17 protein-coding genes, 5 tRNA genes, 3 rRNA genes and 1 riboswitch are annotated in these 21430 nt (G+C 46.6%); of the genes, 22 read left to right on the top strand and 3 right to left on the bottom strand.

The genetic code is table 11. The features are described from left to right. Positions 1–113 precede the first annotated feature (113 nt). From ITG10_RS07530 to ITG10_RS07515, 4 genes are read left to right on the top strand one after another with little or no spacing between them, the layout of a single operon-like run. Positions 114–1205, top strand: a complete 1092-nt coding sequence (locus tag ITG10_RS07530) for a LysM peptidoglycan-binding domain-containing protein (protein ID WP_017631530.1) — start codon at positions 114–116, stop codon at positions 1203–1205. Then, the gene (gene dprA / locus ITG10_RS07525) at positions 1202–2314 is read left to right on the top strand and encodes a DNA-processing protein DprA (protein ID WP_248386761.1); all 1113 of its coding nucleotides are present in this window, start codon (positions 1202–1204) and stop codon (positions 2312–2314) included. The genes ITG10_RS07530 and dprA overlap by 4 nt, the downstream gene beginning before the upstream one ends. A 3-nt stretch (positions 2315–2317) precedes the next feature. Further along, entirely contained in the window at positions 2318–2794 is a 477-nt protein-coding gene (locus ITG10_RS07520) for a DUF494 family protein (RefSeq protein WP_017631529.1), read from the top strand. Positions 2795–2806: 12 nt separating this feature from the next. Next, positions 2807–3376, top strand: a complete 570-nt coding sequence (locus tag ITG10_RS07515; RefSeq protein ID WP_017631528.1) for a topoisomerase DNA-binding C4 zinc finger domain-containing protein — start codon at positions 2807–2809, stop codon at positions 3374–3376. A gap of 105 nt (positions 3377–3481) precedes the next feature. On the opposite strand, the gene ITG10_RS07510 is transcribed toward ITG10_RS07515, so the two are convergent. Together ITG10_RS07510 and purE are read right to left on the bottom strand one after the other, a co-directional pair. Beyond that, positions 3482–4612 carry a 5-(carboxyamino)imidazole ribonucleotide synthase gene (locus ITG10_RS07510; RefSeq protein ID WP_017631527.1) on the bottom strand — a complete coding sequence of 377 codons (1131 nt, stop codon included), beginning with the start codon at positions 4610–4612 and terminating at the stop codon, positions 3482–3484. A gap of 5 nt (positions 4613–4617) precedes the next feature. Next, positions 4618–5103, bottom strand: a complete 486-nt coding sequence (gene purE / locus ITG10_RS07505; protein WP_017631526.1) for a 5-(carboxyamino)imidazole ribonucleotide mutase — start codon at positions 5101–5103, stop codon at positions 4618–4620. Between the two features lie 194 nt (positions 5104–5297). On the opposite strand from purE, the gene ITG10_RS07500 reads away from it, so the two are divergent. From ITG10_RS07500 to ITG10_RS07485, 4 genes are all read left to right on the top strand, one after another. Continuing rightward, positions 5298–5855: an L-threonylcarbamoyladenylate synthase gene (locus ITG10_RS07500; protein WP_017631525.1), complete on the top strand. Its 558-nt coding sequence runs from the start codon at positions 5298–5300 to the stop codon at positions 5853–5855. A gap of 20 nt (positions 5856–5875) precedes the next feature. After that, positions 5876–6793, top strand: a complete 918-nt coding sequence (gene hemF, locus ITG10_RS07495; protein WP_017631524.1) for an oxygen-dependent coproporphyrinogen oxidase — start codon at positions 5876–5878, stop codon at positions 6791–6793. A gap of 77 nt (positions 6794–6870) precedes the next feature. Next, a complete protein-coding gene (gene aroE / locus ITG10_RS07490) occupies positions 6871–7701 on the top strand; it encodes a shikimate dehydrogenase (RefSeq protein WP_017631523.1) in 831 nt (276 codons plus the stop codon). Between the two features lie 16 nt (positions 7702–7717). After that, the gene (locus ITG10_RS07485) at positions 7718–7987 is read left to right on the top strand and encodes a DUF1488 domain-containing protein (RefSeq protein ID WP_017631522.1); all 270 of its coding nucleotides are present in this window, start codon (positions 7718–7720) and stop codon (positions 7985–7987) included. Here ITG10_RS07485 and ITG10_RS07480 read toward each other — a convergent pair. Continuing rightward, positions 7984–8529, bottom strand: coding sequence for a gamma carbonic anhydrase family protein (locus ITG10_RS07480; protein WP_017631521.1), 546 nt, complete (start codon positions 8527–8529; stop codon positions 7984–7986). The genes ITG10_RS07485 and ITG10_RS07480 overlap by 4 nt on opposite strands. A gap of 550 nt (positions 8530–9079) precedes the next feature. Here ITG10_RS07480 and ITG10_RS07475 point away from each other — a divergent pair. The 14 genes from ITG10_RS07475 to thiS all read left to right on the top strand — a co-directional run bounded on the left by ITG10_RS07475 (position 9080) and on the right by thiS (position 21430). Continuing rightward, positions 9080–10632: ribosomal RNA gene (locus ITG10_RS07475) — 16S ribosomal RNA — on the top strand. A gap of 89 nt (positions 10633–10721) precedes the next feature. Continuing rightward, positions 10722–10797 (top strand) — tRNA-Glu (locus tag ITG10_RS07470). Between the two features lie 2 nt (positions 10798–10799). Next, positions 10800–10875: transfer RNA gene (locus ITG10_RS07465), tRNA-Lys, on the top strand. Between the two features lie 32 nt (positions 10876–10907). Further along, positions 10908–10983, top strand: a tRNA-Val gene (locus ITG10_RS07460). A 363-nt stretch (positions 10984–11346) separates the two neighbouring features. Then, positions 11347–14234 (top strand): 23S ribosomal RNA (locus tag ITG10_RS07455). Between the two features lie 94 nt (positions 14235–14328). Then, a 5S ribosomal RNA gene (gene rrf / locus ITG10_RS07450) occupies positions 14329–14444 on the top strand. Together the 16S, 23S and 5S rRNA genes with 5 tRNA genes alongside form the textbook arrangement of a ribosomal RNA operon. 45 nt (positions 14445–14489) lie before the next feature. Continuing rightward, positions 14490–14566 (top strand) — tRNA-Asp (locus ITG10_RS07445). 60 nt (positions 14567–14626) lie between these two features. Next, positions 14627–14703: transfer RNA gene (locus ITG10_RS07440), tRNA-Trp, on the top strand. A gap of 350 nt (positions 14704–15053) precedes the next feature. Further along, positions 15054–16436 carry a multicopper oxidase family protein gene (locus tag ITG10_RS07435; RefSeq protein ID WP_017631663.1) on the top strand — a complete coding sequence of 461 codons (1383 nt, stop codon included), beginning with the start codon at positions 15054–15056 and terminating at the stop codon, positions 16434–16436. Between the two features lie 100 nt (positions 16437–16536). After that, positions 16537–16920 (top strand): fluoride efflux transporter CrcB, encoded by a 384-nt coding sequence (crcB, locus tag ITG10_RS07430; protein WP_029405270.1) that lies wholly within the window; start codon positions 16537–16539, stop codon positions 16918–16920. Positions 16921–16982: 62 nt separating this feature from the next. After that, a riboswitch (TPP riboswitch) is annotated at positions 16983–17081 on the top strand. A 129-nt stretch (positions 17082–17210) separates the two neighbouring features. Further along, a complete protein-coding gene (gene thiC / locus ITG10_RS07425) occupies positions 17211–19160 on the top strand; it encodes a phosphomethylpyrimidine synthase ThiC (RefSeq protein ID WP_017631664.1) in 1950 nt (649 codons plus the stop codon). Then, entirely contained in the window at positions 19160–20452 is a 1293-nt protein-coding gene (locus tag ITG10_RS07420) for a thiamine phosphate synthase (protein WP_017631665.1), read from the top strand. The genes thiC and ITG10_RS07420 overlap by 1 nt, the downstream gene beginning before the upstream one ends. Continuing rightward, complete coding sequence (locus ITG10_RS07415) at positions 20442–21224, top strand: HesA/MoeB/ThiF family protein (protein ID WP_017631666.1); 783 nt, start codon at positions 20442–20444, stop codon at positions 21222–21224. The genes ITG10_RS07420 and ITG10_RS07415 overlap by 11 nt, the downstream gene beginning before the upstream one ends. Further along, positions 21221–21430 carry a sulfur carrier protein ThiS gene (gene thiS / locus ITG10_RS07410; RefSeq protein WP_017631667.1) on the top strand — a complete coding sequence of 70 codons (210 nt, stop codon included), beginning with the start codon at positions 21221–21223 and terminating at the stop codon, positions 21428–21430. The genes ITG10_RS07415 and thiS overlap by 4 nt, the downstream gene beginning before the upstream one ends.

The raw sequence follows: 21430 nt of genomic DNA, 5'->3' as shown, positions 1-21430 counted from the left end.
AAACAGCTTAAACCTTGTTGGCTCAATTCTAGACATTTTAGAGGTCAAATGACAGCATCCTGAAGGTAATTCTCCAATCAGATGTCATATATTCAGACCAAGGAACCTAGGTCATGCGTCATTTATTCCCTGCTTTATCTCTTATTTGTGCCTCGATTTCGTTTGCCGCTACGGCTGAAAATAGTGAGCAACCTTTAACCATTAAACAGGGCGCGCCCGAGGCGTATGTGGTGGTTAAGGGCGATACCTTGTGGGATATCTCTGCGATGTATCTCGATAGTCCATGGCTGTGGCCAAGGTTATGGCAGGTGAACCCAGAGATAGAAAACCCTCACCTTATTTATCCCGGAGATAAACTGTCTTTGGTTTGGATTAATGGCGAGCCTGTATTGAGCCTCAAGCCTGTTATCAAACTTAGCCCCAAGATTCGTGTTTCTGAGAAGAAAGCAGTACCTACCGTCAACGAGGGACTGGTTCTACCTTATTTACAGTCTGATCGCTTGGTAGAGCAGCAAGACATCGAATCGGCACAACGAGTATTAGGAACTAGTGATGGTAAACGTTTCTTATCGGGTGCAGACCGGTTATTTATCTCAGGTAACCAACAGCATCAAAAGTGGGGTATCTACCGCGCAGTTGAAACTTATCAACGACAGCAACCTCAAGCGAGTATTACCTCGTTGCGTTTGGTTGCCACTGCGCGCTTAAAAGAGGTGGATGCTGAGTTCAGCAGCTTACATATAGAGACTCAGCTGCAAGAGGTACTGCTTAACGACCTGGTGCTACCTGAACTTGGTGTTGATCAGGTGAAGTTCTCTACCACGTTTTATCCTGCACCCAGTGCGGCGGGTCAGTTTGCTAATATCTTGGGTTCATTAGATGGCAGCCAGTACAGCGCGAAGAATCAGGTAGTGGTGATCAACAAAGGTTCACAGGATAATCTTCGTCAGGGGTCTATGTTTACCCTCAGCGAAAGCGGCGCGGTGGTGTTTGGTAAGCAGGGTGAATACAGCTATACAGAGTCAGCGGCGAGCGATAAGGTGCAATTGCCAAGTACCTCTCTGGGTAGCTTGATGGTCATTCGCCCTTATGAATATTTTAGCCTCGCGTTGATTACTCAGAGCTCTAAGCCTGTTAGTAATGACATTCTGGCAGTATCGCCTTTGGATCTTGCTTTGACGGAAGATATTAAGGGCACCGAGTGAATGAGCAACAACTGAGTGCTTGGCTAACTCTAAGTTTTGTTCCGCAATTGGGTGGCAAACGCCTTTCCCGCCTGCTGAGTATCGATTCCCCTTCGAACATTGTTGGCTACTCAAGTCAGCAGCTGCAAGCTATCGGTTTGTCAGCCAAGCAAATATCTTATTTAAGAGAGCAAGCCCCAAGAGAAGTTGAGGCTTGTCTCGCGTGGCAAGCAAGACAACCCAACCATCACATCATTACTCCTAATTGCTTACATTATCCCAAACTGCTGAACGAGATAGCTTCTGCGCCCAGTGTTCTTTTCGTTAAAGGACACGTTGAAAAGCTGATTGAACCTCAAATCGCCATGGTCGGCAGTCGCAATGCCAGTCTCGAAGGGCTGCAAACCGCGAAGTCCTTCGCCAAAGAGTTCGTCCAAAACGGTTTGATTGTCACCAGTGGCTTAGCTTTAGGCATCGATGGCTATGCACATGATGGTGCTCTAGATAAGGGAGGAGAAACTTTTGCAGTGTTGGGTTCTGGTTTGGACTCCATTTATCCTGCCCGCCACCGAAATCTAGCTGAGAGGATCTGTGAGAATGGCGCGCTGATTTCAGAGTTTCGCCCAAGTGCTAAACCAAGACCTGAACATTTTCCCCGTCGTAACCGTATTATAAGTGGCTTGTCGTTAGGCACTTTAGTGGTGGAAGCGGCTGAGAAGAGTGGTTCTTTGATTACGGCTCGCTATGCCATGGAGCAAGGGAGAGAGGTGTTTGCGCTGCCCGGTTCAATTCATAATCCAACCAGTCGCGGAGGTAACAGTCTCATCAAAGCTGGAGCATGTTTAGTGCAAAATGCTCAAGATGTTCTGATTGAAATAAAGAGTCTGTTAAACTGGTCTATAGATCAGCAGCCGAGCTTATTCGAACCTACGCAGAATAAGGGTGAAAATGAACAATTGCCATTTCCACAGCTGTTAGCTAACGTAGGATTAGAGGCGACACCCGTTGATATTTTGGCACAGAGAACCCATATACCTGTGCATGAAGTCATGATGCAGCTTTTAGAGCTTGAGCTCTCAGGGCATGTTGTTGCAGTTTCCGGTGGCTATATTCGAAAGGGGAGAGGCTAAGCTATGATGATGGACATACTGATGTACTTGTTTGAAACCTACATCCATAGCGATTCTGAATTGCAGGTGGATCAAGACGAACTTGAAGATGAGCTTCTTCGAGCAGGGTTTCACCAAGAAGATATTTATAAGGCCCTCCATTGGTTAGAAGACCTTGCGGCACTGCAAGATACCGATAACCAAGCGGCAATTACTATGTGCTCCAATACCTCGATGCGTGTTTACACTAGTCGAGAAGTATCGCGTATTAATATGGAGTGTCGAGGTTTCTTACTTTTCCTAGAGCAGATCAACGTGCTCACGACAGAGATTCGTGAAATGGTGATTGATCGTGTGATGGGACTTGAGACCAACGAATTTGAATTGGATGATCTGAAATGGATTATCTTAATGGTGCTATTCAATGTGCCGGGTAATGAAAGTGCTTACACGCAAATGGAAGAGCTGTTGTACACCAAAGAGCAAGGTATCTTGCATTAATACAGGCTTGTCATGAGTAGTAAGATTGATAATCAGCTTTTTTCAGCACATGAACATGCGTTAGAGCATGAACCATGTCCACAGTGTGGCGGGGAGCTTCAGCTTCGCCATGGTAAGCACGGCCCTTTTTTAGGCTGTAAGCAGTATCCGAGCTGTGATTACATCAAGCCTTTGCATCAAAACGATGGCCATGTGGTGAAAGAACTGGGTGTACCGTGTCCTAAATGCCAAAACGAATTGGTATTAAGACAAGGTCGCTTTGGGATGTTTATTGGTTGCAGCAACTATCCAGAGTGTAATCACATCGAATCTTTGGACCAGCCAAAAGAACAGCCTGAAGAGCAGCCGCTGGTTGCATGCCCTGAGTGTGGTAGAGGCCACTTGGTTGAACGCAAATCTCGCTATGGAAAAACCTTCTACGCTTGTGATAACTACCCTAAGTGTAAGTTTGCCATTAATCAGCCTCCTGTGATTGGTCGTTGTGAAGAGTGCCAGTTCCCGTTGTTGCTTGAGAAGAAAACAGCTAGTGGTACCAAGAAGCAATGTGCAGACCGCAAGTGTCATCACATTCAATCTCAGTAGTCATGTTAATCACAGTAAGTGAATGACCAGAAATAAAAAAACGGCGCTCAATGAGCGCCGTTTCTATATCCAATGAACTTTTTATATCCATAAACCAATGTAGGCTTACTTCATCTGCTCAGCAAACTCATGCACAGCCGGGTAGGCTTGCTTATCAAGAATATCAGCCAATGAGCACAACGCTCTTTGCAGTTCTGCATTGTAATCTGCGCTCACGTTGATGTGGCCCATCTTACGACCTGCACGCTTCTCTTTACCATACCAATGAACATGACAGCCGCCTTGAGCCAGAATAGCCTCAGGTAGAGTATCTTCACCAAGAATGTTGATCATTGCGGTTGGACGAATCAGCTTAGTGCTGCCTAGTGGCATGCCACATACAGCACGCAGATGGTTCTCAAACTGACAAGTTTCAGCGCCTTGCTGCGTCCAGTGGCCAGAGTTATGAACACGTGGTGCAATCTCGTTAACCAGCAGTGAACCTTGAACATCAAAGAACTCAAGTGCTAGTACGCCAACGTAATCTAAGCGTTCTGCTATTGCGGTGAACATGGTTTTTGCTTGATCTTGTAGTTCAATGTCATCAATCGCGGTCGATAAGCTCAATACGCCGTCGGTGTGAACATTTTCAGCCAGTGGGTACACTTGAATCTCGCCATTGGTACCGCGAGCACCAACCAGTGATACTTCACGGTCGAATGGGACGAACTCTTCAGCTACAATCGCTTGATTGTCGGTCGCTGCAATGCACTCAGCCATTTCTGCCCAAGTCGCGTCAACATTGTCTAATGTCTTTAAGCGCCACTGGCCCTTACCATCGTAGCCGCCAAGGGTGCTCTTCAGTACCATTGGTAAGCCAACGTGAGCGATCGCAGCGTCAAAGTCTTCGCGAGAATTAATCACATAATACTTAGCGTTTTTCACGTTCGCTTCGTCTAACAGCGCTTTTTCAAGACGACGGTCACCGCCTGCTTTGATAGCTTCTGTGGTCGGTAAGAACTTACCGCTGCGCTCACATACCTCAAGTACGTCGTGAGGGATGTGTTCGAACTCAGCAGTAATGACGTCCGCGCGCTCAATCGCATTTTCTAAGCCGTTGCCTAGAATCGCTTGCGTTAATGGATGAACAATATTTTTGCTGCCAACATCAAAAGCAGAAATTTCAATATTCAGCGGTGCCCCAGCTAGGGACATCATGCGAGCAAGTTGGCCCGCGCCTAACACAAGAACATGCATGGGAATTAGTCCTCTGCAGGGTTTGGATTCGCAAGTACCGTTTCTGTTTGCTCAGAGCGGAACGCTTCTACTTTTGCCATCACATCTTCATTGTATGTACCAATGATTTGTGCCGCTAGGATGCCAGCGTTCGCTGCACCCGCTTCACCGATAGCTAGAGTACCTACTGCGATGCCTTTTGGCATCTGTACGATAGAAAGTAGCGAGTCCATGCCTTTCAGTGCTTTAGACTGAACAGGAACACCAAGAACTGGGACGCTTGTGAAAGCAGCTGCCATGCCAGGAAGGTGAGCTGCACCGCCAGCACCAGCAATAATTACTTTAATATCGCGCTCTTTCGCACTGGTTGCGTAGTCTGCTAGCAACTGAGGTGTGCGGTGAGCAGAAACCACTTTTGTTTCGTACGCCACGCCAAACTGATCCAACATTTCTGCAGCTAGCTTCATTGTTGGCCAATCAGATTTAGAACCCATGATAATACCGACAGTCATCTCAAACTCCTTCAGGTACGATTTAATTAGTGATTAGATATTTTGCGCGCATTATACGGGTAAAAGTGCTTAAGGAAAACGTTTGCGTCAGTCTAAGTTGTTAATTGATGCATTTTATAAACAAATAGCTTTAGTCACAGTGAGTGATAATTTGTACACTTAGTGAGTTAGATAACTGAATTAATGAGGCACCCGTGGATAACTTTCAACATACATTGCAGGCATTACAACAAGGTGAAGTCATTGCTTACCCGACCGAAGGCGTTTTTGGGGTCGGTTGTGATCCAGATAATCCACAAGCCATCAAGAAATTACTCGAGTTAAAACAACGTCCGGTTGAAAAGGGCCTGATCTTAATTGCGGCAAGTTACGAGCAGTTGCTTCCTTATATTGATGAGAGCCAACTAACCGGTGACCAATTAGCGGCGGTTAAAGCGACTTGGCCGGGTCCGGTCACTTGGATTATGCCAACCAGCAGTAAAGTAACAGACTGGGTCAGCGGTCAGTTTGATTCGATCGCGGTACGCGTGACTGATCACCCTTTGGTTCAAAGAATGTGTAATGAATTCGGTAAGCCGTTAACCTCAACTAGTGCTAACTTAACGGGTGAGCCGCCTTGTATGACGACTGAAGAAGTCCAACAGCAACTGGGTCAGCACTTGGTCGCGATTCTTGAAGGTCAAACGGGTGGTCGCGAGAAGCCTAGCGAAATTAGAGATGCAAAAACGTCGAAAATATTAAGACAGGGTTAAACCCTGCAAAGGAAAGTAAAATGTCAGCAATTGATAAAGAAGCAGTAAAGCAGTTTTTACTGAGCCTACAAGATTCGATTTGCCAACAGCTTGAGCAAGCTGATGGTAACGCGTTGTTTGAAGAAGACGCATGGGAGCGCGAACCTGGCGAACGCCTCGGTGGTGGTGGTCGTACTCGTGTGATGACCAACGGTGCGGTCTTTGAGCAAGGTGGTGTTAACTTTTCTCACGTTGCAGGTAAGACAATGCCCGCTTCAGCAACCGCTCACCGCCCTGAATTAGCCGGACGTAAGTTTGAAGCGATGGGTGTATCGTTAGTTATCCACCCAAAAAACCCTTATATCCCAACCTCACACGCCAACGTACGATTCTTTATTGCCGAAAAGGAAGGGGAAGACCCTATTTGGTGGTTCGGTGGTGGTTTTGATTTAACGCCATTCTATCCAGTAGATGAAGATTGCCAGTCTTGGCATCAAACCGCTAAAGATCTGTGCGCACCATTTGGTGATAACGTGTATCAAGAGCACAAAGAGTGGTGTGATAAATACTTCTACTTGCCTCACCGTGATGAAACACGTGGTGTTGGTGGTCTGTTCTTTGATGACTTAAATGAGTGGGGGTTCGATAAGAGCTTTGCTTACATGCAGGCGGTCGGTGAAGGTTTTGCTGAGGCGTACTTACCTATTGTCGAGCGTCGCAAAGAGACACCTTATGGCGAACGTGAGCGTGACTTCCAACTATACCGTCGTGGCCGCTATGTTGAATTTAACCTAGTGTACGACCGTGGTACCCTATTTGGTCTACAAAGCGGTGGTCGCACAGAGTCTATCTTGATGTCTATGCCACCATTGGCTCGTTGGGAATACCGTTACGAACCACAAGTCGGGTCACCAGAAGCGCTGCTTTATAGTGACTACCTAAAACCGCGAGTTTGGTAGTTCTTCCTTCCTTATAGGGATAGTGATAGGGTCATCTATATAGATGACCCTTTTTATTATTTCTGTTAGGTAAGGATATGACACAGCAAGTAGATCGTTATGCCGTTTTCGGTAACCCTATTGGGCAAAGCAAATCGCCATTCATTCACACGTTATTTGCTCGCCAAACCAATCAACAACTTACCTATACAGCACTGCAGCCAGAACATGGCCAATTCATTACCGCGGCTAAAGCTTTTTTTAGCGAAGGTGGTAGAGGGTGTAATGTCACTGCGCCATTTAAAGAAGATGCCTATCAGTTTGCTAATCGCCTAACGGAAAGGGCTCAATTAGCCGGTGCCGTTAATACATTGAAGAAATTAGATGACGGAGAGATCATTGGTGATAACACTGATGGCGAGGGTCTCGTTCAAGACTTACTTCAGCATCAAGTGGTATTAGAGGGTGCTCGAGTTTTCTTGCTAGGTGCTGGTGGCGCAGCAAGAGGTGTAATTCAGCCCCTTCTTGATCAAAAACCACAACAATTGGTGGTTGCTAACCGAACCAGTTCCAAAGCTGAACTCCTAGCGGAGATGTTTTCTTCAAACGGCAATATCAAAGGAATGGGACTAAGTGATGTGAATGAAGGCTTTGATGTCATCATTAACTCCACCTCATCAGGCCTAAGTGGCCAACTCCCTGAAGTTTCCGATGCCATCTTTAATACAAACAGCGCCGTCTATGACATGGTCTACGGATCTGGAACGACAGTATTTAATCAGTGGGCGTTAGATAATGGTGTTCATGCTGCTTATGATGGTTTAGGTATGCTGGTGGGTCAGGCTGCAGAGAGCTTCATGTTATGGCGTGGTCTTCGCCCGGGAACCAAGCAGATCTTAAGAGAATTGCGTAGAAATCTAGAGATGTAATAAGGTACTTATAAAAATGAATCAATCAATCTTATTCCCTGACATCCAAGATTGGGATGAAGAGAGTCAGTCTATTGTTTTCCCAGCACAGCAGTCTGGTGCGTTGATCGAATGTGTTGTGTCTATTGAAGAGTTGTCTCGATTGGCAGGTAAAGATATAGAAGAAGGCAAACAAGCACTGGCTATATTTTCTGAGCTTCGTTTTGATATTGAAGAATTAGCAGAAGAGCTAATAGAAGAAGAGGAGTATGACTCCTCTAATCGAATTCAGATCAAAGCACTTTAAACAGGAAGCACAGAGTCTAGATAGTCGTTTTTATTCTGGACATAGTTGTCAGCCGACTTCTGCAAGAAAGCACGTTCTTTATCATTTAATGGGCGTGCTTGCTTAACGGGGCTTCCTACATATAGGTAACCGCTCTCAAGTACCTTGTTAGGTGGAACCAAGCTTCCCGCACCAATCATCACTTCTTGCTCGATAACCACACCATCCAGCACAATAGCTCCCATACCTACGAGTACGCGATCCTTAATAGTGCAGCCATGCAGCATGACTTTATGACCGATCGTGACATCATTACCTATTAATAGAGGATAACCCTCAGGGTTTTCTGCATTCTTGTGGGTCACATGTAGAACACTGCCATCTTGGATATTGGTTCTATCGCCTATATGTATGTGGTTCACATCTCCTCGAGCTGCAACCAAAGGCCATACACTAGAGTCATCACCGATTTTGATATCACCAACCAGTACAGAACTTGTATCTATATAGACACCTTGCCCGATCTGAGGTGATATACCTTTATAACTGCGTATTGAACTCATAAATCCTCCTTTATATAGGCACCTTAAGCCCTTAATTAAGGGGAATACTAGTGAAAACGGGGTGTTTTGAACAAAAAACGCTCGAACAATCAAAAAAGTAAGAAAAACTTCAAAAAGGGCTTGCCAGTGTGATCGAAATCTCTATAATGCCACCTCGCTGACACGGGATGGCTTCTTAGGAAACCAAAACGAATTAGCAAGCCAAATTAGCCAAGCTAAGCGCTTGAAAAAAGTTTTGAAAATAGTGGTTGACACTAAAACTTAAATCGCTAAAATGGCCGTCCGATTTGAGCGAAGCTCAAAAAGGAAAAGCTCTTTAACAATTTAAACCTATCAATCTGTGTGGGCACTCGTTGATGAATATCAAAACGTTTTATCATTAGATAAAACAGATTCTTCGGAATCAAAATGATTTCAATGAACTGAGTGACCAATACAAATAACTTCGGTTATTTGGCACAGTCAATTCATTATCATTCTGTTGGAATGGTAATAGCTTTAAAATTACATAGTAGTTTTGAAGTCAGTATTCGTTGAGTCACAAAATCTTAGATTGAAGAGTTTGATCATGGCTCAGATTGAACGCTGGCGGCAGGCCTAACACATGCAAGTCGAGCGGAAACGACACTAACAATCCTTCGGGTGCGTTAATGGGCGTCGAGCGGCGGACGGGTGAGTAATGCCTAGGAAATTGCCTTGATGTGGGGATAACCATTGGAAACGATGGCTAATACCGCATAATGCCTACGGGCCAAAGAGGGGGACCTTCGGGCCTCTCGCGTCAAGATATGCCTAGGTGGGATTAGCTAGTTGGTGAGGTAATGGCTCACCAAGGCGACGATCCCTAGCTGGTCTGAGAGGATGATCAGCCACACTGGAACTGAGACACGGTCCAGACTCCTACGGGAGGCAGCAGTGGGGAATATTGCACAATGGGCGAAAGCCTGATGCAGCCATGCCGCGTGTATGAAGAAGGCCTTCGGGTTGTAAAGTACTTTCAGTTGTGAGGAAGGGGTAGTGTTAATAGCGCTATCTCTTGACGTTAGCAACAGAAGAAGCACCGGCTAACTCCGTGCCAGCAGCCGCGGTAATACGGAGGGTGCGAGCGTTAATCGGAATTACTGGGCGTAAAGCGCATGCAGGTGGTTCATTAAGTCAGATGTGAAAGCCCGGGGCTCAACCTCGGAACTGCATTTGAAACTGGTGAACTAGAGTACTGTAGAGGGGGGTAGAATTTCAGGTGTAGCGGTGAAATGCGTAGAGATCTGAAGGAATACCAGTGGCGAAGGCGGCCCCCTGGACAGATACTGACACTCAGATGCGAAAGCGTGGGGAGCAAACAGGATTAGATACCCTGGTAGTCCACGCCGTAAACGATGTCTACTTGGAGGTTGTGGCCTTGAGCCGTGGCTTTCGGAGCTAACGCGTTAAGTAGACCGCCTGGGGAGTACGGTCGCAAGATTAAAACTCAAATGAATTGACGGGGGCCCGCACAAGCGGTGGAGCATGTGGTTTAATTCGATGCAACGCGAAGAACCTTACCTACTCTTGACATCCAGAGAAGCCAGCGGAGACGCAGGTGTGCCTTCGGGAGCTCTGAGACAGGTGCTGCATGGCTGTCGTCAGCTCGTGTTGTGAAATGTTGGGTTAAGTCCCGCAACGAGCGCAACCCTTATCCTTGTTTGCCAGCGAGTAATGTCGGGAACTCCAGGGAGACTGCCGGTGATAAACCGGAGGAAGGTGGGGACGACGTCAAGTCATCATGGCCCTTACGAGTAGGGCTACACACGTGCTACAATGGCGCATACAGAGGGCAGCAAGCCAGCGATGGTGAGCGAATCCCAAAAAGTGCGTCGTAGTCCGGATTGGAGTCTGCAACTCGACTCCATGAAGTCGGAATCGCTAGTAATCGTAGATCAGAATGCTACGGTGAATACGTTCCCGGGCCTTGTACACACCGCCCGTCACACCATGGGAGTGGGCTGCAAAAGAAGTGGGTAGTTTAACCTTTCGGGGAGGACGCTCACCACTTTGTGGTTCATGACTGGGGTGAAGTCGTAACAAGGTAGCCCTAGGGGAACCTGGGGCTGGATCACCTCCTTATACGAAGATATTCACGATAAGTGTCCACACAGATTGATTAGGTTTAGAAAGTAAAAGAGACGAAGAACTCCCAAGTTCTTCAATCCAGTGTCCCGTTCGTCTAGAGGCCTAGGACACCGCCCTTTCACGGCGGTAACAGGGGTTCGACTCCCCTACGGGATACCATTGGGTCGTTAGCTCAGTTGGTAGAGCAGTTGACTTTTAATCAATTGGTCGCAGGTTCGAATCCTGCACGACCCACCATTCTTTCTCCGCGAAGGAATTAAAACTATCGTGGGCGATTAGCTCAGTTGGGAGAGCACCTGCCTTACAAGCAGGGGGTCACTGGTTCGAGCCCGGTATCGCCCACCATTCTCTAAATATTCTTGGAAGTTAAAACTCCAAACCACTTCTTATGTCGCTGGTTGGATTTTTCGACTGTGAGAGTCTTTAGAAAATGTGAATTTTAGAACACTGGTTCTTAAAGTCTCATGCTCTTTAACAATTTGGAAAGCTGACTGATTGATTACTTACGAGTAATTCAATCAAATTTAAAAGTTCTCAATGTTTATCTTTTAGATAAACACAACAAACACATTCAAGTGTCTTGTATTCGATTCAAATTCGTTTGAATCACAATTGAGTCCGGCAAACAGTCATTGAGAATTAACCCTTCTTGATGACAACCAAAAACCTTGGTTAGTTGCCATACGCTAAGACCCTTTCGGGTTGTATGGTTAAGTGACTAAGCGTACACGGTGGATGCCTTGGCAGTCAGAGGCGATGAAAGGCGTAATAACTTGCGATAAGCCCAGATTAGGTAGTAATAACCTTTAAGTCTGGGATTCCTGAATGGGGAAACCCACTTACATAAGTAAGTATCCTGTTGTGAATACATAGCAACAGGAGGCAAACCGGGGAACTGAAACATCTAAGTACCCCGAGGAAGAGAAATCAACCGAGATTCCGAAAGTAGCGGCGAGCGAAATTGGATTAGCCCTTAAGCTTTTAATGAGACAGATGAAGGCTCTGGAAAGTGCCGCAATAAAGGGTGATAGCCCCGTAATCGACATCTCATCATCAGTGAAAACGAGTAGGGCGGGACACGTGATATCCTGTCTGAATATGGGGGGACCATCCTCCAAGGCTAAATACTACTGACTGACCGATAGTGAACCAGTACCGTGAGGGAAAGGCGAAAAGAACCCCTGTGAGGGGAGTGAAATAGAACCTGAAACCGTGTACGTACAAGCAGTAGGAGCACCTTCGTGGTGTGACTGCGTACCTTTGTATAATGGGTCAGCGACTTAATTTTAGTAGCAAGGTTAACCGTTTAGGGGAGCCGTAGGGAAACCGAGTCTTAACTGGGCGTACAGTTGCTAGGATTAGACCCGAAACCAGGTGATCTAGCCATGGGCAGGTTGAAGGTTGAGTAACATCAACTGGAGGACCGAACCGACTAATGTTGAAAAATTAGCGGATGACTTGTGGCTAGGGGTGAAAGGCCAATCAAACCTGGAGATAGCTGGTTCTCCCCGAAAGCTATTTAGGTAGCGCCTCGGACGAATACTACTGGGGGTAGAGCACTGTTAAGGCTAGGGGTCATCCCGACTTACCAACCCTTTGCAAACTCCGAATACCAGTAAGTACTATCCGGGAGACACACGGCGGGTGCTAACGTCCGTCGTGGAGAGGGAAACAACCCAGACCGCCAGCTAAGGTCCCAAAGTATAGCTAAGTGGGAAACGATGTGGGAAGGCTCAGACAGCCAGGATGTTGGCTTAGAAGCAGCCATCATTTAAAGAAAGCGTAATAGCTCACTGGTCGAGTCGGCCTGCGCGGAAGATGTAACGGGGCTAAGCTATACACCGAAGCTGCGGCTACGTACCTTAGGGTGCGTGGGGTAGGGGAGCGTTCTGTAAGCCGTTGAAGGTGGTCTGTAAGGGCTGCTGGAGGTATCAGAAGTGCGAATGCTGACATGAGTAACGATAAAGGGAGTGAAAAACTCCCTCGCCGGAAGACCAAGGGTTCCTGTCCAACGTTAATCGGGGCAGGGTAAGTCGACTCCTAAGGCGAGGCCGAAAGGCGTAGTCGATGGGAAACGGGTTAATATTCCCGTACTTTTACAATTGCGATGGGGGGACGGAGAAGGCTAGGTGGGCCTGGCGACGGTTGTCCAGGTTCAAGTACGTAGGCGGGTGGTTTAGGTAAATCCGGACCGCTACTAACGCTGAGATACGATGTCGAGCTACTACGGTAGTGAAGTCATTGATGCCATGCTTCCAGGAAAAGCCTCTAAGCTTCAGATTGTAAGGAATCGTACCCCAAACCGACACAGGTGGTCGGGTAGAGAATACCAAGGCGCTTGAGAGAACTCGGGTGAAGGAACTAGGCAAAATGGTACCGTAACTTCGGGAGAAGGTACGCTCTTATCAGTGAAGTCCCTTGCGGATGGAGCAGACGAGAGTCGCAGATACCAGGTGGCTGCAACTGTTTATTAAAAACACAGCACTGTGCAAAATCGTAAGATGACGTATACGGTGTGACGCCTGCCCGGTGCCGGAAGGTTAATTGATGGGGTTAGACTTCGGTCGAAGCTCTTGATCGAAGCCCCGGTAAACGGCGGCCGTAACTATAACGGTCCTAAGGTAGCGAAATTCCTTGTCGGGTAAGTTCCGACCTGCACGAATGGCGTAATGATGGCCACGCTGTCTCCACCCGAGACTCAGTGAAATTGAAATCGCTGTGAAGATGCAGTGTACCCGCGGCTAGACGGAAAGACCCCGTGAACCTTTACTACAGCTTGGCACTGAACATTGAACCTACATGTGTAGGATAGGTGGGAGACTATGAAACCGCGTCGCTAGATGTGGTGGAGTCGTCCTGAAATACCACCCTTGTAGTTTTGATGTTCTAACGTTGGTCCCTGAATCGGGATTACGGACAGTGCCTGGTGGGTAGTTTGACTGGGGCGGTCTCCTCCCAAAGAGTAACGGAGGAGCACGAAGGTGGGCTAAACACGGTTGGACATCGTGTGGTTAGTGCAATGGCATAAGCCCGCTTGACTGCGAGAATGACAATTCGAGCAGGTGCGAAAGCAGGTCATAGTGATCCGGTGGTTCTGAATGGAAGGGCCATCGCTCAACGGATAAAAGGTACTCCGGGGATAACAGGCTGATACCGCCCAAGAGTTCATATCGACGGCGGTGTTTGGCACCTCGATGTCGGCTCATCACATCCTGGGGCTGAAGTCGGTCCCAAGGGTATGGCTGTTCGCCATTTAAAGTGGTACGCGAGCTGGGTTTAGAACGTCGTGAGACAGTTCGGTCCCTATCTGCCGTGGGCGTTGGAAAATTGAAGGGGGCTGCTCCTAGTACGAGAGGACCGGAGTGGACGAACCTCTGGTGTTCGGGTTGTCATGCCAATGGCATTGCCCGGTAGCTAAGTTCGGAATCGATAACCGCTGAAAGCATCTAAGCGGGAAGCGAGCCCTGAGATGAGTTTTCCCTGACGCTTTAAGCGTCCTTAAGGGTTGTTCAAGACTAGAACGTTGATAGGCAGGGTGTGTAAGTGCTGCGAGGCATTGAGCTAACCTGTACTAATTGCCCGTGAGGCTTAACCATACAACACCCAAGGGGTTTTGTGGACTCAAAGACAGACCTTGAATGAGTTTGAAGAGACACTTTTAAATTACAGTTTTCCGAATTTTAAAATTTGCTTGGCGACCATAGCATTGTGGACCCACCTGATTCCATGCCGAACTCAGAAGTGAAACACAATAGCGCCGATGGTAGTGTGGGGCTTCCCCATGTGAGAGTAGGACATCGCCAGGCTTTAAATTATGAACGACTTGTCAGCGACGACAAGTAGTCCACTGCGGAGTGGTAGTTCAGTTGGTTAGAATACCGGCCTGTCACGCCGGGGGTCGCGGGTTCGAGTCCCGTCCACTCCGCCACTTATTCGATAACCTCGCCTAGTGCGAGGTTTTTTCGAATCTGAAGTAAGATAAATTTTTAGGGGTGTAGCTCCAATTGGCAGAGCAGCGGATTCCAAATCCGCGTGTTGGGAGTTCGAATCTCTCCACCCCTGCCATATTTAAGGCTCTAGCAGAAATGCTAGAGCCTTTTTGCTTTCCGCATCTAATATACGCCATTAGTAAAGCTGCGGATTCCCCGACCCACCAAAATAGCGCGTGTTGGGAGTCTAAACTTCCACTCCTGCCATATAAAACCTCATCAGAAATGCTGGGGCTTTTTTACGTCTGCTGGTTTGATTTTTAATCGATAATTCTTATCTTTGACAGAATCTATGCTTAAAAATGTAAGTGCTTACTTATCTCCGCTTCTTTTATAAACAATTGACAGCACAAACCGCACTTCTTTATGAGAATTGTTCTCAATATTTTGTTACATTTTGGTCGTTATTACTAAAAGGCAACAAATATGGATATTTCCCGTCGCAAGTTTATTCAATCATCTCTCGCTATATCTGCGCTAACCGTCCTACCTGCTTGCTCAATGAAGCGGTCTGTTGATGAGCAAGGAAAGCTCGTTTATGACTTAACTGCTGAGCCTTCAACCGCTGAGTTGGTGAAGGGATTTAGTACTAATGTTTTAGCCTTTAATGGACAGATTCCAGCACCGATTATTCGCTGTCGACAAGGCGAAAAGGTAACGATTCGATTTACAAACAAGCTATCAGAACCGACCACAATTCATTGGCATGGCCTGAGAATTCCGATCGAAATGGATGGGGTTCCTTTCTTAAGTCAGCCTCCTATTATGCCCGGTGAAACGTTTGTCTATGAGTTTGCGCCACCAGATGCGGGTACATTCTGGTATCACCCGCACATGAACAGTGTTAAGCAACTTGGTATGGGCTTGGTCGGGCTTATTATTGTCGAAGAGAGTGCGCCAGTTCAGTTCGATGAAGAGCATGCTCTGATGCTTAAACATTGGCATATCGACAAACAAGGCCAGTGGAAAGACTTGATGATTCCTCGTCTCAGTGCTCGTATGGGCACGCCAGGAGAGTGGAGTAGCGTCAATGGCGTACATGAACCCATCTATCAATTGAAGCAGCACGCAACGACTAGGCTACGTATCGCGAATGTTGATAACACGATTACCTATCCGATAGCTATTGAAGGTGCTGAAGCATGGGTGATTGCCATTGATGGTAACCCTGTAAAGACATCTTATAAGCTGACTCAACACAAAATTGGCCCAGGTATGCGTGTCGATCTCGGGTTGATTGCTCCCAAGGCGGGGGAGCGAGTGAATGTGCTTCAAATGAAAGGGCGCTTTCCTTTTTCCTTGTGTGAGTTTGAGGTTGTAGATTCCACGCTAATAGAAGGTCAAATACTTCCTTCATTGCCTCTCAATCCTGTGCCTAACTTAGATCTCGTTAACGCAGAAGAAATTGATTTTGTGTTTGAATGGGAAGGAGCAGTCTCACCGGTATCTAAAGATGGGAAGTCTATGCCTAAGTTTTGGCTTACGAATAAACGCGCGTGGGAGGGTATGAGCAAAGACAATATTCCCGATCCATTGGCGACTTTAGAGTTAGGCAAAACTTATATATTCGACCTTAAGAACGTCACTCAATACCACCACCCAATTCATATTCATGGTCATACATTCACTGTATTGGAACTAGATGGTAAAAAAATAGAAGAACCTTTCCATACCGATACTGTGTTACTAGGGAAAAATGGCCGAGCGAAAGCGGCATTTGTTGCAGACAACCCAGGACGTTGGATGTACCACTGTCATGTAATTGAGCACATGAAAACGGGTTTGATGGGATATATTGAAGTTAAGTGACACCTGTAACGTTTAATATTTGCACATGCATTCTTAGTTTCTACCCTCGCTTTTATCGGCGGTAAAGCTAGAATATAGGGACTGTTATTTGGGAGGATTCATGGGTCAGCTATCTATTTTAGGTTTTATTGCCATTGGTGGTGCATTTGGCGCTTGTTCGCGCTATTTGATTTCAGAGTTATGTGTAGTGATGTTAGGGCGTGGTTTTCCTTACGGTACACTAACTGTTAACGTAATCGGCTCCTTCATTATGGGTTTGCTCATCGCCGCATTTGAAAATGAGATGGTTGCGACTGAACCATGGAGACAGATCATCGGCCTTGGTTTCCTTGGAGCCCTGACTACGTTCTCTACATTTTCGATGGATAACGTACTTCTTATGCAGCAGGGTGCTTTCTTTAAGATGGGGCTCAATGTGCTGCTCAACGTGGTTCTCAGTATCTCGGCTGCATGGATCGGCTTCCAACTTTTGATAAAGTCTTAGAACTTTCTTACGATTTGTTAACAACTCGGCTTGGTTTATCCAAGCCGTTTTTATATACTCGATCGAACTTGTCGGAGTGCCATATGGCTGAGACCGTTAACTCGGGATCCGTTGAACCTGATCAGGCTAATACCTGCGAAGGGAACAAGAGTAGATATCTAACTAGAATCCTTCTAGAGATCTATCTCCAGATCACAACTGTATTTCTTACCGTGATCCCTCTTGTAGCATCTAATCCGTCAAGCATTTTTATCCCTATAAATAATGGCTAAAAGCCAAGGAAAAATGCTATGTCGAGTCGTAAACAAGCAAGACTGGAAGCGAAGAATTTCATCGATTCTTTATCCGTACAACCTTATCCAAATTCAAAAAAAGCTTACATCCAAGGATCTCGAGAGGACATTCAAGTCCCTGTACGAGAAATATCCCTCGCAGATAGCCTTGTTGGTGGTACCAAAAAAGAGCCTGTATTCGAACCTAATGAGCCGATTCATGTCTACGATACCTCCGGTGTTTATACCGATCCTACGCATGAAATAGACCTTTATAACGGCCTTCCTAAGTTGCGAGAGCAATGGATTGAAGAGCGTGGTGATACAGAATTGCTCGATGATGTAAGCTCTGTTTACACCAAAGAACGTTTAGAAGATGAAACCCTAGATGACCTTCGTTACGGAAACCTGCCTCGAATTCGTCGTGCTACTGGTGACCAATGTGTAACTCAACTGCATTATGCTCGTCAGGGCATTATCACTCCTGAGATGGAGTACATTGCGATACGTGAGAACATGGGGCGTCAGAAGTTCGCTGATGAACAGCTTAATCACCAACACCCTGGTCATAACTTTGGCGCAAACCTACCCAAAGAAATTACCCCTGAGTTCGTGCGCAAAGAGGTCGCTGAAGGCCGAGCTATCATCCCTTCAAACATCAACCACCCAGAATCAGAACCTATGATTATTGGCCGAAACTTCTTAGTGAAAGTGAACGCCAATATCGGTAACTCTTCGGTAAGCTCTTCGATTGAAGAAGAAGTTGAGAAGCTCGTGTGGTCGACTCGCTGGGGCGGCGATACCGTAATGGACCTTTCTACAGGCCGTAATATTCACGAGACTCGTGAATGGATCCTACGTAACAGCCCAGTGCCGATTGGCACGGTTCCTATGTATCAAGCGCTTGAGAAAGTGAATGGCGTAGCCGAAGACCTTAACTGGGAAGTGATGCGCGATACCTTGATTGAACAAGCGGAGCAGGGCGTTGATTACTTCACTATTCATGCCGGTTTGCTTCTTCGTTACGTTCCTATGACGGCTAAACGTGTGACAGGTATTGTCTCTCGTGGTGGATCTATCATCGCGAAATGGTGTCTTGCACATCACCAAGAAAGCTTCTTATACACACACTTCCGCGAGATCTGCGAGATCTGTGCGAAGTACGATGTGGCTTTGTCACTAGGTGACGGCCTGCGTCCTGGCTCTATTGCAGACGCCAACGATGAGGCTCAATTCTCGGAGTTACGTACTCTAGGTGAGCTGACTAAAGTAGCTTGGGAATACGACGTTCAGGTGATTATTGAAGGTCCTGGACATGTACCTATGCACCTTATTAAAGAGAACATGGACGAGCAGTTAGAGCACTGCCATGAAGCGCCGTTCTATACATTAGGCCCGCTGACCACTGATATCGCACCAGGTTATGACCACATTACCTCTGGTATTGGCGCGGCGATGATTGGTTGGTACGGCTGTGCGATGCTTTGCTATGTAACACCTAAAGAGCATTTGGGCTTACCAAATAAAGAAGATGTGAAGACTGGCTTGATTACTTACAAGCTGGCAGCACATGCAGCAGACTTGGCAAAAGGGCATCCGGGCGCACAAATCCGAGATAATGCATTATCTAAAGCGCGTTTTGAATTCCGTTGGGAAGACCAATTTAATCTAGCTTTAGATCCAGAAACAGCGCGTTCTTTCCACGATGAAACTCTGCCACAAGAGTCGGGCAAGGTTGCTCACTTCTGCTCTATGTGTGGACCTAAGTTCTGCTCGATGAAGATTTCTCAAGAAGTTCGAGAGTATGCGAAAGACACTGAACAAGTAGCCGCTGATCAGGCTATCGAGATTAAGATGCTAGATAACCCGTTGGAGGGAATGCGTCAAAAATCGCAAGAGTTCCGTGATACTGGCTCTGAACTTTATCACCCTGCTGTAGGCGCAAAAGAAGCTCAATTAGAGGAATAATGACAGTGAAGATTCTCATCCCATCTCAATACATCGAGTTAACGGGGGAGGTTCAAAGCTGTCTATTGGTTGCTAAACGACAAGGTTTAGCAACTGATGCAGTTGAGTTGGGTGTAAGCCCAACTCAATACTTCTCTATCGTTGATGCTCAACAGGCATTATCTATTGGCTTTGCTCATGATGTTGATTCATTGGCGGAGTGTCAGTTAGCGCAATTGAACCACGTTGTTGATTACAGTAATTCAGTTGCTTTAACCGATGTTTGTACTGCTTTGACTCAAGCTTCGAACACCGTCTATATCGGAGTCTCCGATGATTCATCTGTGTTAGATATCTGGTCACACTTAGATGCTAATCGTGCTATCGAGAGTGACACTACAGCTCCTCAAGAATTAGATAGTCGCGGTCACTTTGCTTGGCTACTTACTTTATTGGCGTTGGAATTCCCATTGGAAGACGCGCTGGCTTTAGCTCGCGCTGCATCGAATGTTTCACGTGGAACATGGCCATCACACTATCAAGATTTTCCTATCCCTGTCCTAGAAGATGAACGACTGGATATCAGTGTTGGTTGGGCCAACCAAGGGACATCACTTACCTTCCCTGAGTTGAGCAAAAATAGCCTCGGCTTATACCCGGTGGTTGATGATGTTGAGTGGATAGAAAGGTTGCTTAAACTCGGAATTAATACCGTCCAACTGCGTATTAAGAATCCTCAACAAGCCGATTTAGAGCAACAAGTCGCACGATCGATCGAACTTGGTCGAGAACATAACGCTCAGGTTTTTATTAACGATTACTGGCAGCTTGCACTTAAGCATGGTGCTTTTGGTGTGCATCTGGGGCAAGAGGATATTGAGGAATCAAACCTTTCCCAACTGAGCCAAGCGGGTATTAAGATCGGTCTATCAACTCATGGTTATTATGAGTTGCTACGCATCGTCCAAATCAATCCAAGCTACATTGCACTAGGCCATATATTTCCGACCACAACGAAAGAGATGCCATCGAAGCCTCAAGGTTTGGTGCGTTTATCTCTGTACCAGCAGCTAATTGATACCATCCCATATACAGAAGAACTTACTGGTTATCCGACGGTTGCAATTGGTGGTATTGACCAATCGACAGCTGCGCAGGTTTGGTATTGTGGTGTATCGAGCTTAGCTGTTGTACGTGCGATTACATTAGCGGAAGACCCACAAAAAGTGATCGAATTCTTCGACAAGCTAATGGCTCCTAGCTCTTCAACGCTTAGCAAAGAGGTTATGCGGGAGCCTAGCTATGTTGAGTGACTTTGAGTTCATTCGTTACCAACGACAAATTGCCTTACCTGAGATAGGTGAGCAAGGTCAACGAAACCTGTTAAACAGCCATGTGTTGGTTATTGGTTGTGGTGGCTTGGGTAATGCTGCTGCTCTCTATCTCGCAGCTTCTGGTGTGGGAAGAATTGTGTTGGTCGATGATGATTGTGTTGATTCGTCCAACCTTCAGAGACAGGTAGCGTTCAAGGAGAGCCAATTAGGTTTACCTAAGGTCGAAGCACTTAAACAACAACTGAATGAGCTCAATGGTCGAAGCCAAGTAAGAACCATCAATCTACGAATGAGTGAAAGCCAACTTGAATTAGAAGTCATGTTGGCTGATCTCGTGTTGGATTGTACTGACAACTTCGCGTCACGCCAGCAGGTTAACCGAGCTTGTTTTAAAGCTAATACACCTTTGATATCGGGTTCTGCAATCGGCTGGAAAGGTCAATTTATTGTCTTTGATTATCAGAACCAGAAAGGGTGTTACCACTGCCTTTTCCCGTTTGAGAACCATCCACAAACAACGCGTTGTAGTGATAGCGGCATCATTGGTCCTGTGGTCGGCACTATAGGTAACCTCCAAGCTCTTGCTGCTTTTCAGCGTATTAGTAGTGGCGAGTTTAAAGTCGCAACGCATCAACTAAAGTTGTTCGATGGCCAGACCATGAACTGGCAAAACCTATTGGTCACGCAAGATAGCGAATGTCCGGTTTGCAACACAACGGCGATCCAACACCTACAAGAAGAAGCACAATGAGCTACATAACTATTTCTATAAACGAGCAACCAGAGCAGGTCGCGCAATCGTCGTCTCTTTCAGACATCATCCAAGCACTATCGCTACCTGATTTAGGGTGTGTATTTGCTATCAATAACGCGGTTGTACCACGCAGCCAGTGGCAACAAACCATCGTCAACGAAGGCGATTCCATCTCTCTTTTCCAAGCTATTGCAGGGGGCTAA

Origin of the sequence: Vibrio sp. ED004 (genome assembly GCF_023206395.1) — a bacterium.
Lineage (GTDB): Bacteria > Pseudomonadota > Gammaproteobacteria > Enterobacterales > Vibrionaceae > Vibrio.
The sequence above is the reverse complement of the archived record's forward strand: the minus strand, read 5'-3'. Positions and strand labels throughout refer to the sequence as shown.

Coding starts and splice junctions, on each gene's coding strand:
- ITG10_RS07530 (WP_017631530.1), top strand. CDS start 114: ATGCGTCATTTATTCCCTGCTTTATCTCTTATTTGTGCCTCGATTTCG.
- ITG10_RS07520 (WP_017631529.1), top strand. CDS start 2,318: ATGATGATGGACATACTGATGTACTTGTTTGAAACCTACATCCATAGC.
- ITG10_RS07515 (WP_017631528.1), top strand. CDS start 2,807: ATGAGTAGTAAGATTGATAATCAGCTTTTTTCAGCACATGAACATGCG.
- ITG10_RS07510 (WP_017631527.1), bottom strand. CDS start 4,612: ATGCATGTTCTTGTGTTAGGCGCGGGCCAACTTGCTCGCATGATGTCC.
- purE (WP_017631526.1), bottom strand. CDS start 5,103: ATGACTGTCGGTATTATCATGGGTTCTAAATCTGATTGGCCAACAATG.
- hemF (WP_017631524.1), top strand. CDS start 5,876: ATGTCAGCAATTGATAAAGAAGCAGTAAAGCAGTTTTTACTGAGCCTA.
- aroE (WP_017631523.1), top strand. CDS start 6,871: ATGACACAGCAAGTAGATCGTTATGCCGTTTTCGGTAACCCTATTGGG.
- ITG10_RS07485 (WP_017631522.1), top strand. CDS start 7,718: ATGAATCAATCAATCTTATTCCCTGACATCCAAGATTGGGATGAAGAG.
- ITG10_RS07480 (WP_017631521.1), bottom strand. CDS start 8,529: ATGAGTTCAATACGCAGTTATAAAGGTATATCACCTCAGATCGGGCAA.
- ITG10_RS07435 (WP_017631663.1), top strand. CDS start 15,054: ATGGATATTTCCCGTCGCAAGTTTATTCAATCATCTCTCGCTATATCT.
- crcB (WP_029405270.1), top strand. CDS start 16,537: ATGGGTCAGCTATCTATTTTAGGTTTTATTGCCATTGGTGGTGCATTT.
- thiC (WP_017631664.1), top strand. CDS start 17,211: ATGTCGAGTCGTAAACAAGCAAGACTGGAAGCGAAGAATTTCATCGAT.
- ITG10_RS07420 (WP_017631665.1), top strand. CDS start 19,160: ATGACAGTGAAGATTCTCATCCCATCTCAATACATCGAGTTAACGGGG.
- ITG10_RS07415 (WP_017631666.1), top strand. CDS start 20,442: ATGTTGAGTGACTTTGAGTTCATTCGTTACCAACGACAAATTGCCTTA.
- thiS (WP_017631667.1), top strand. CDS start 21,221: ATGAGCTACATAACTATTTCTATAAACGAGCAACCAGAGCAGGTCGCG.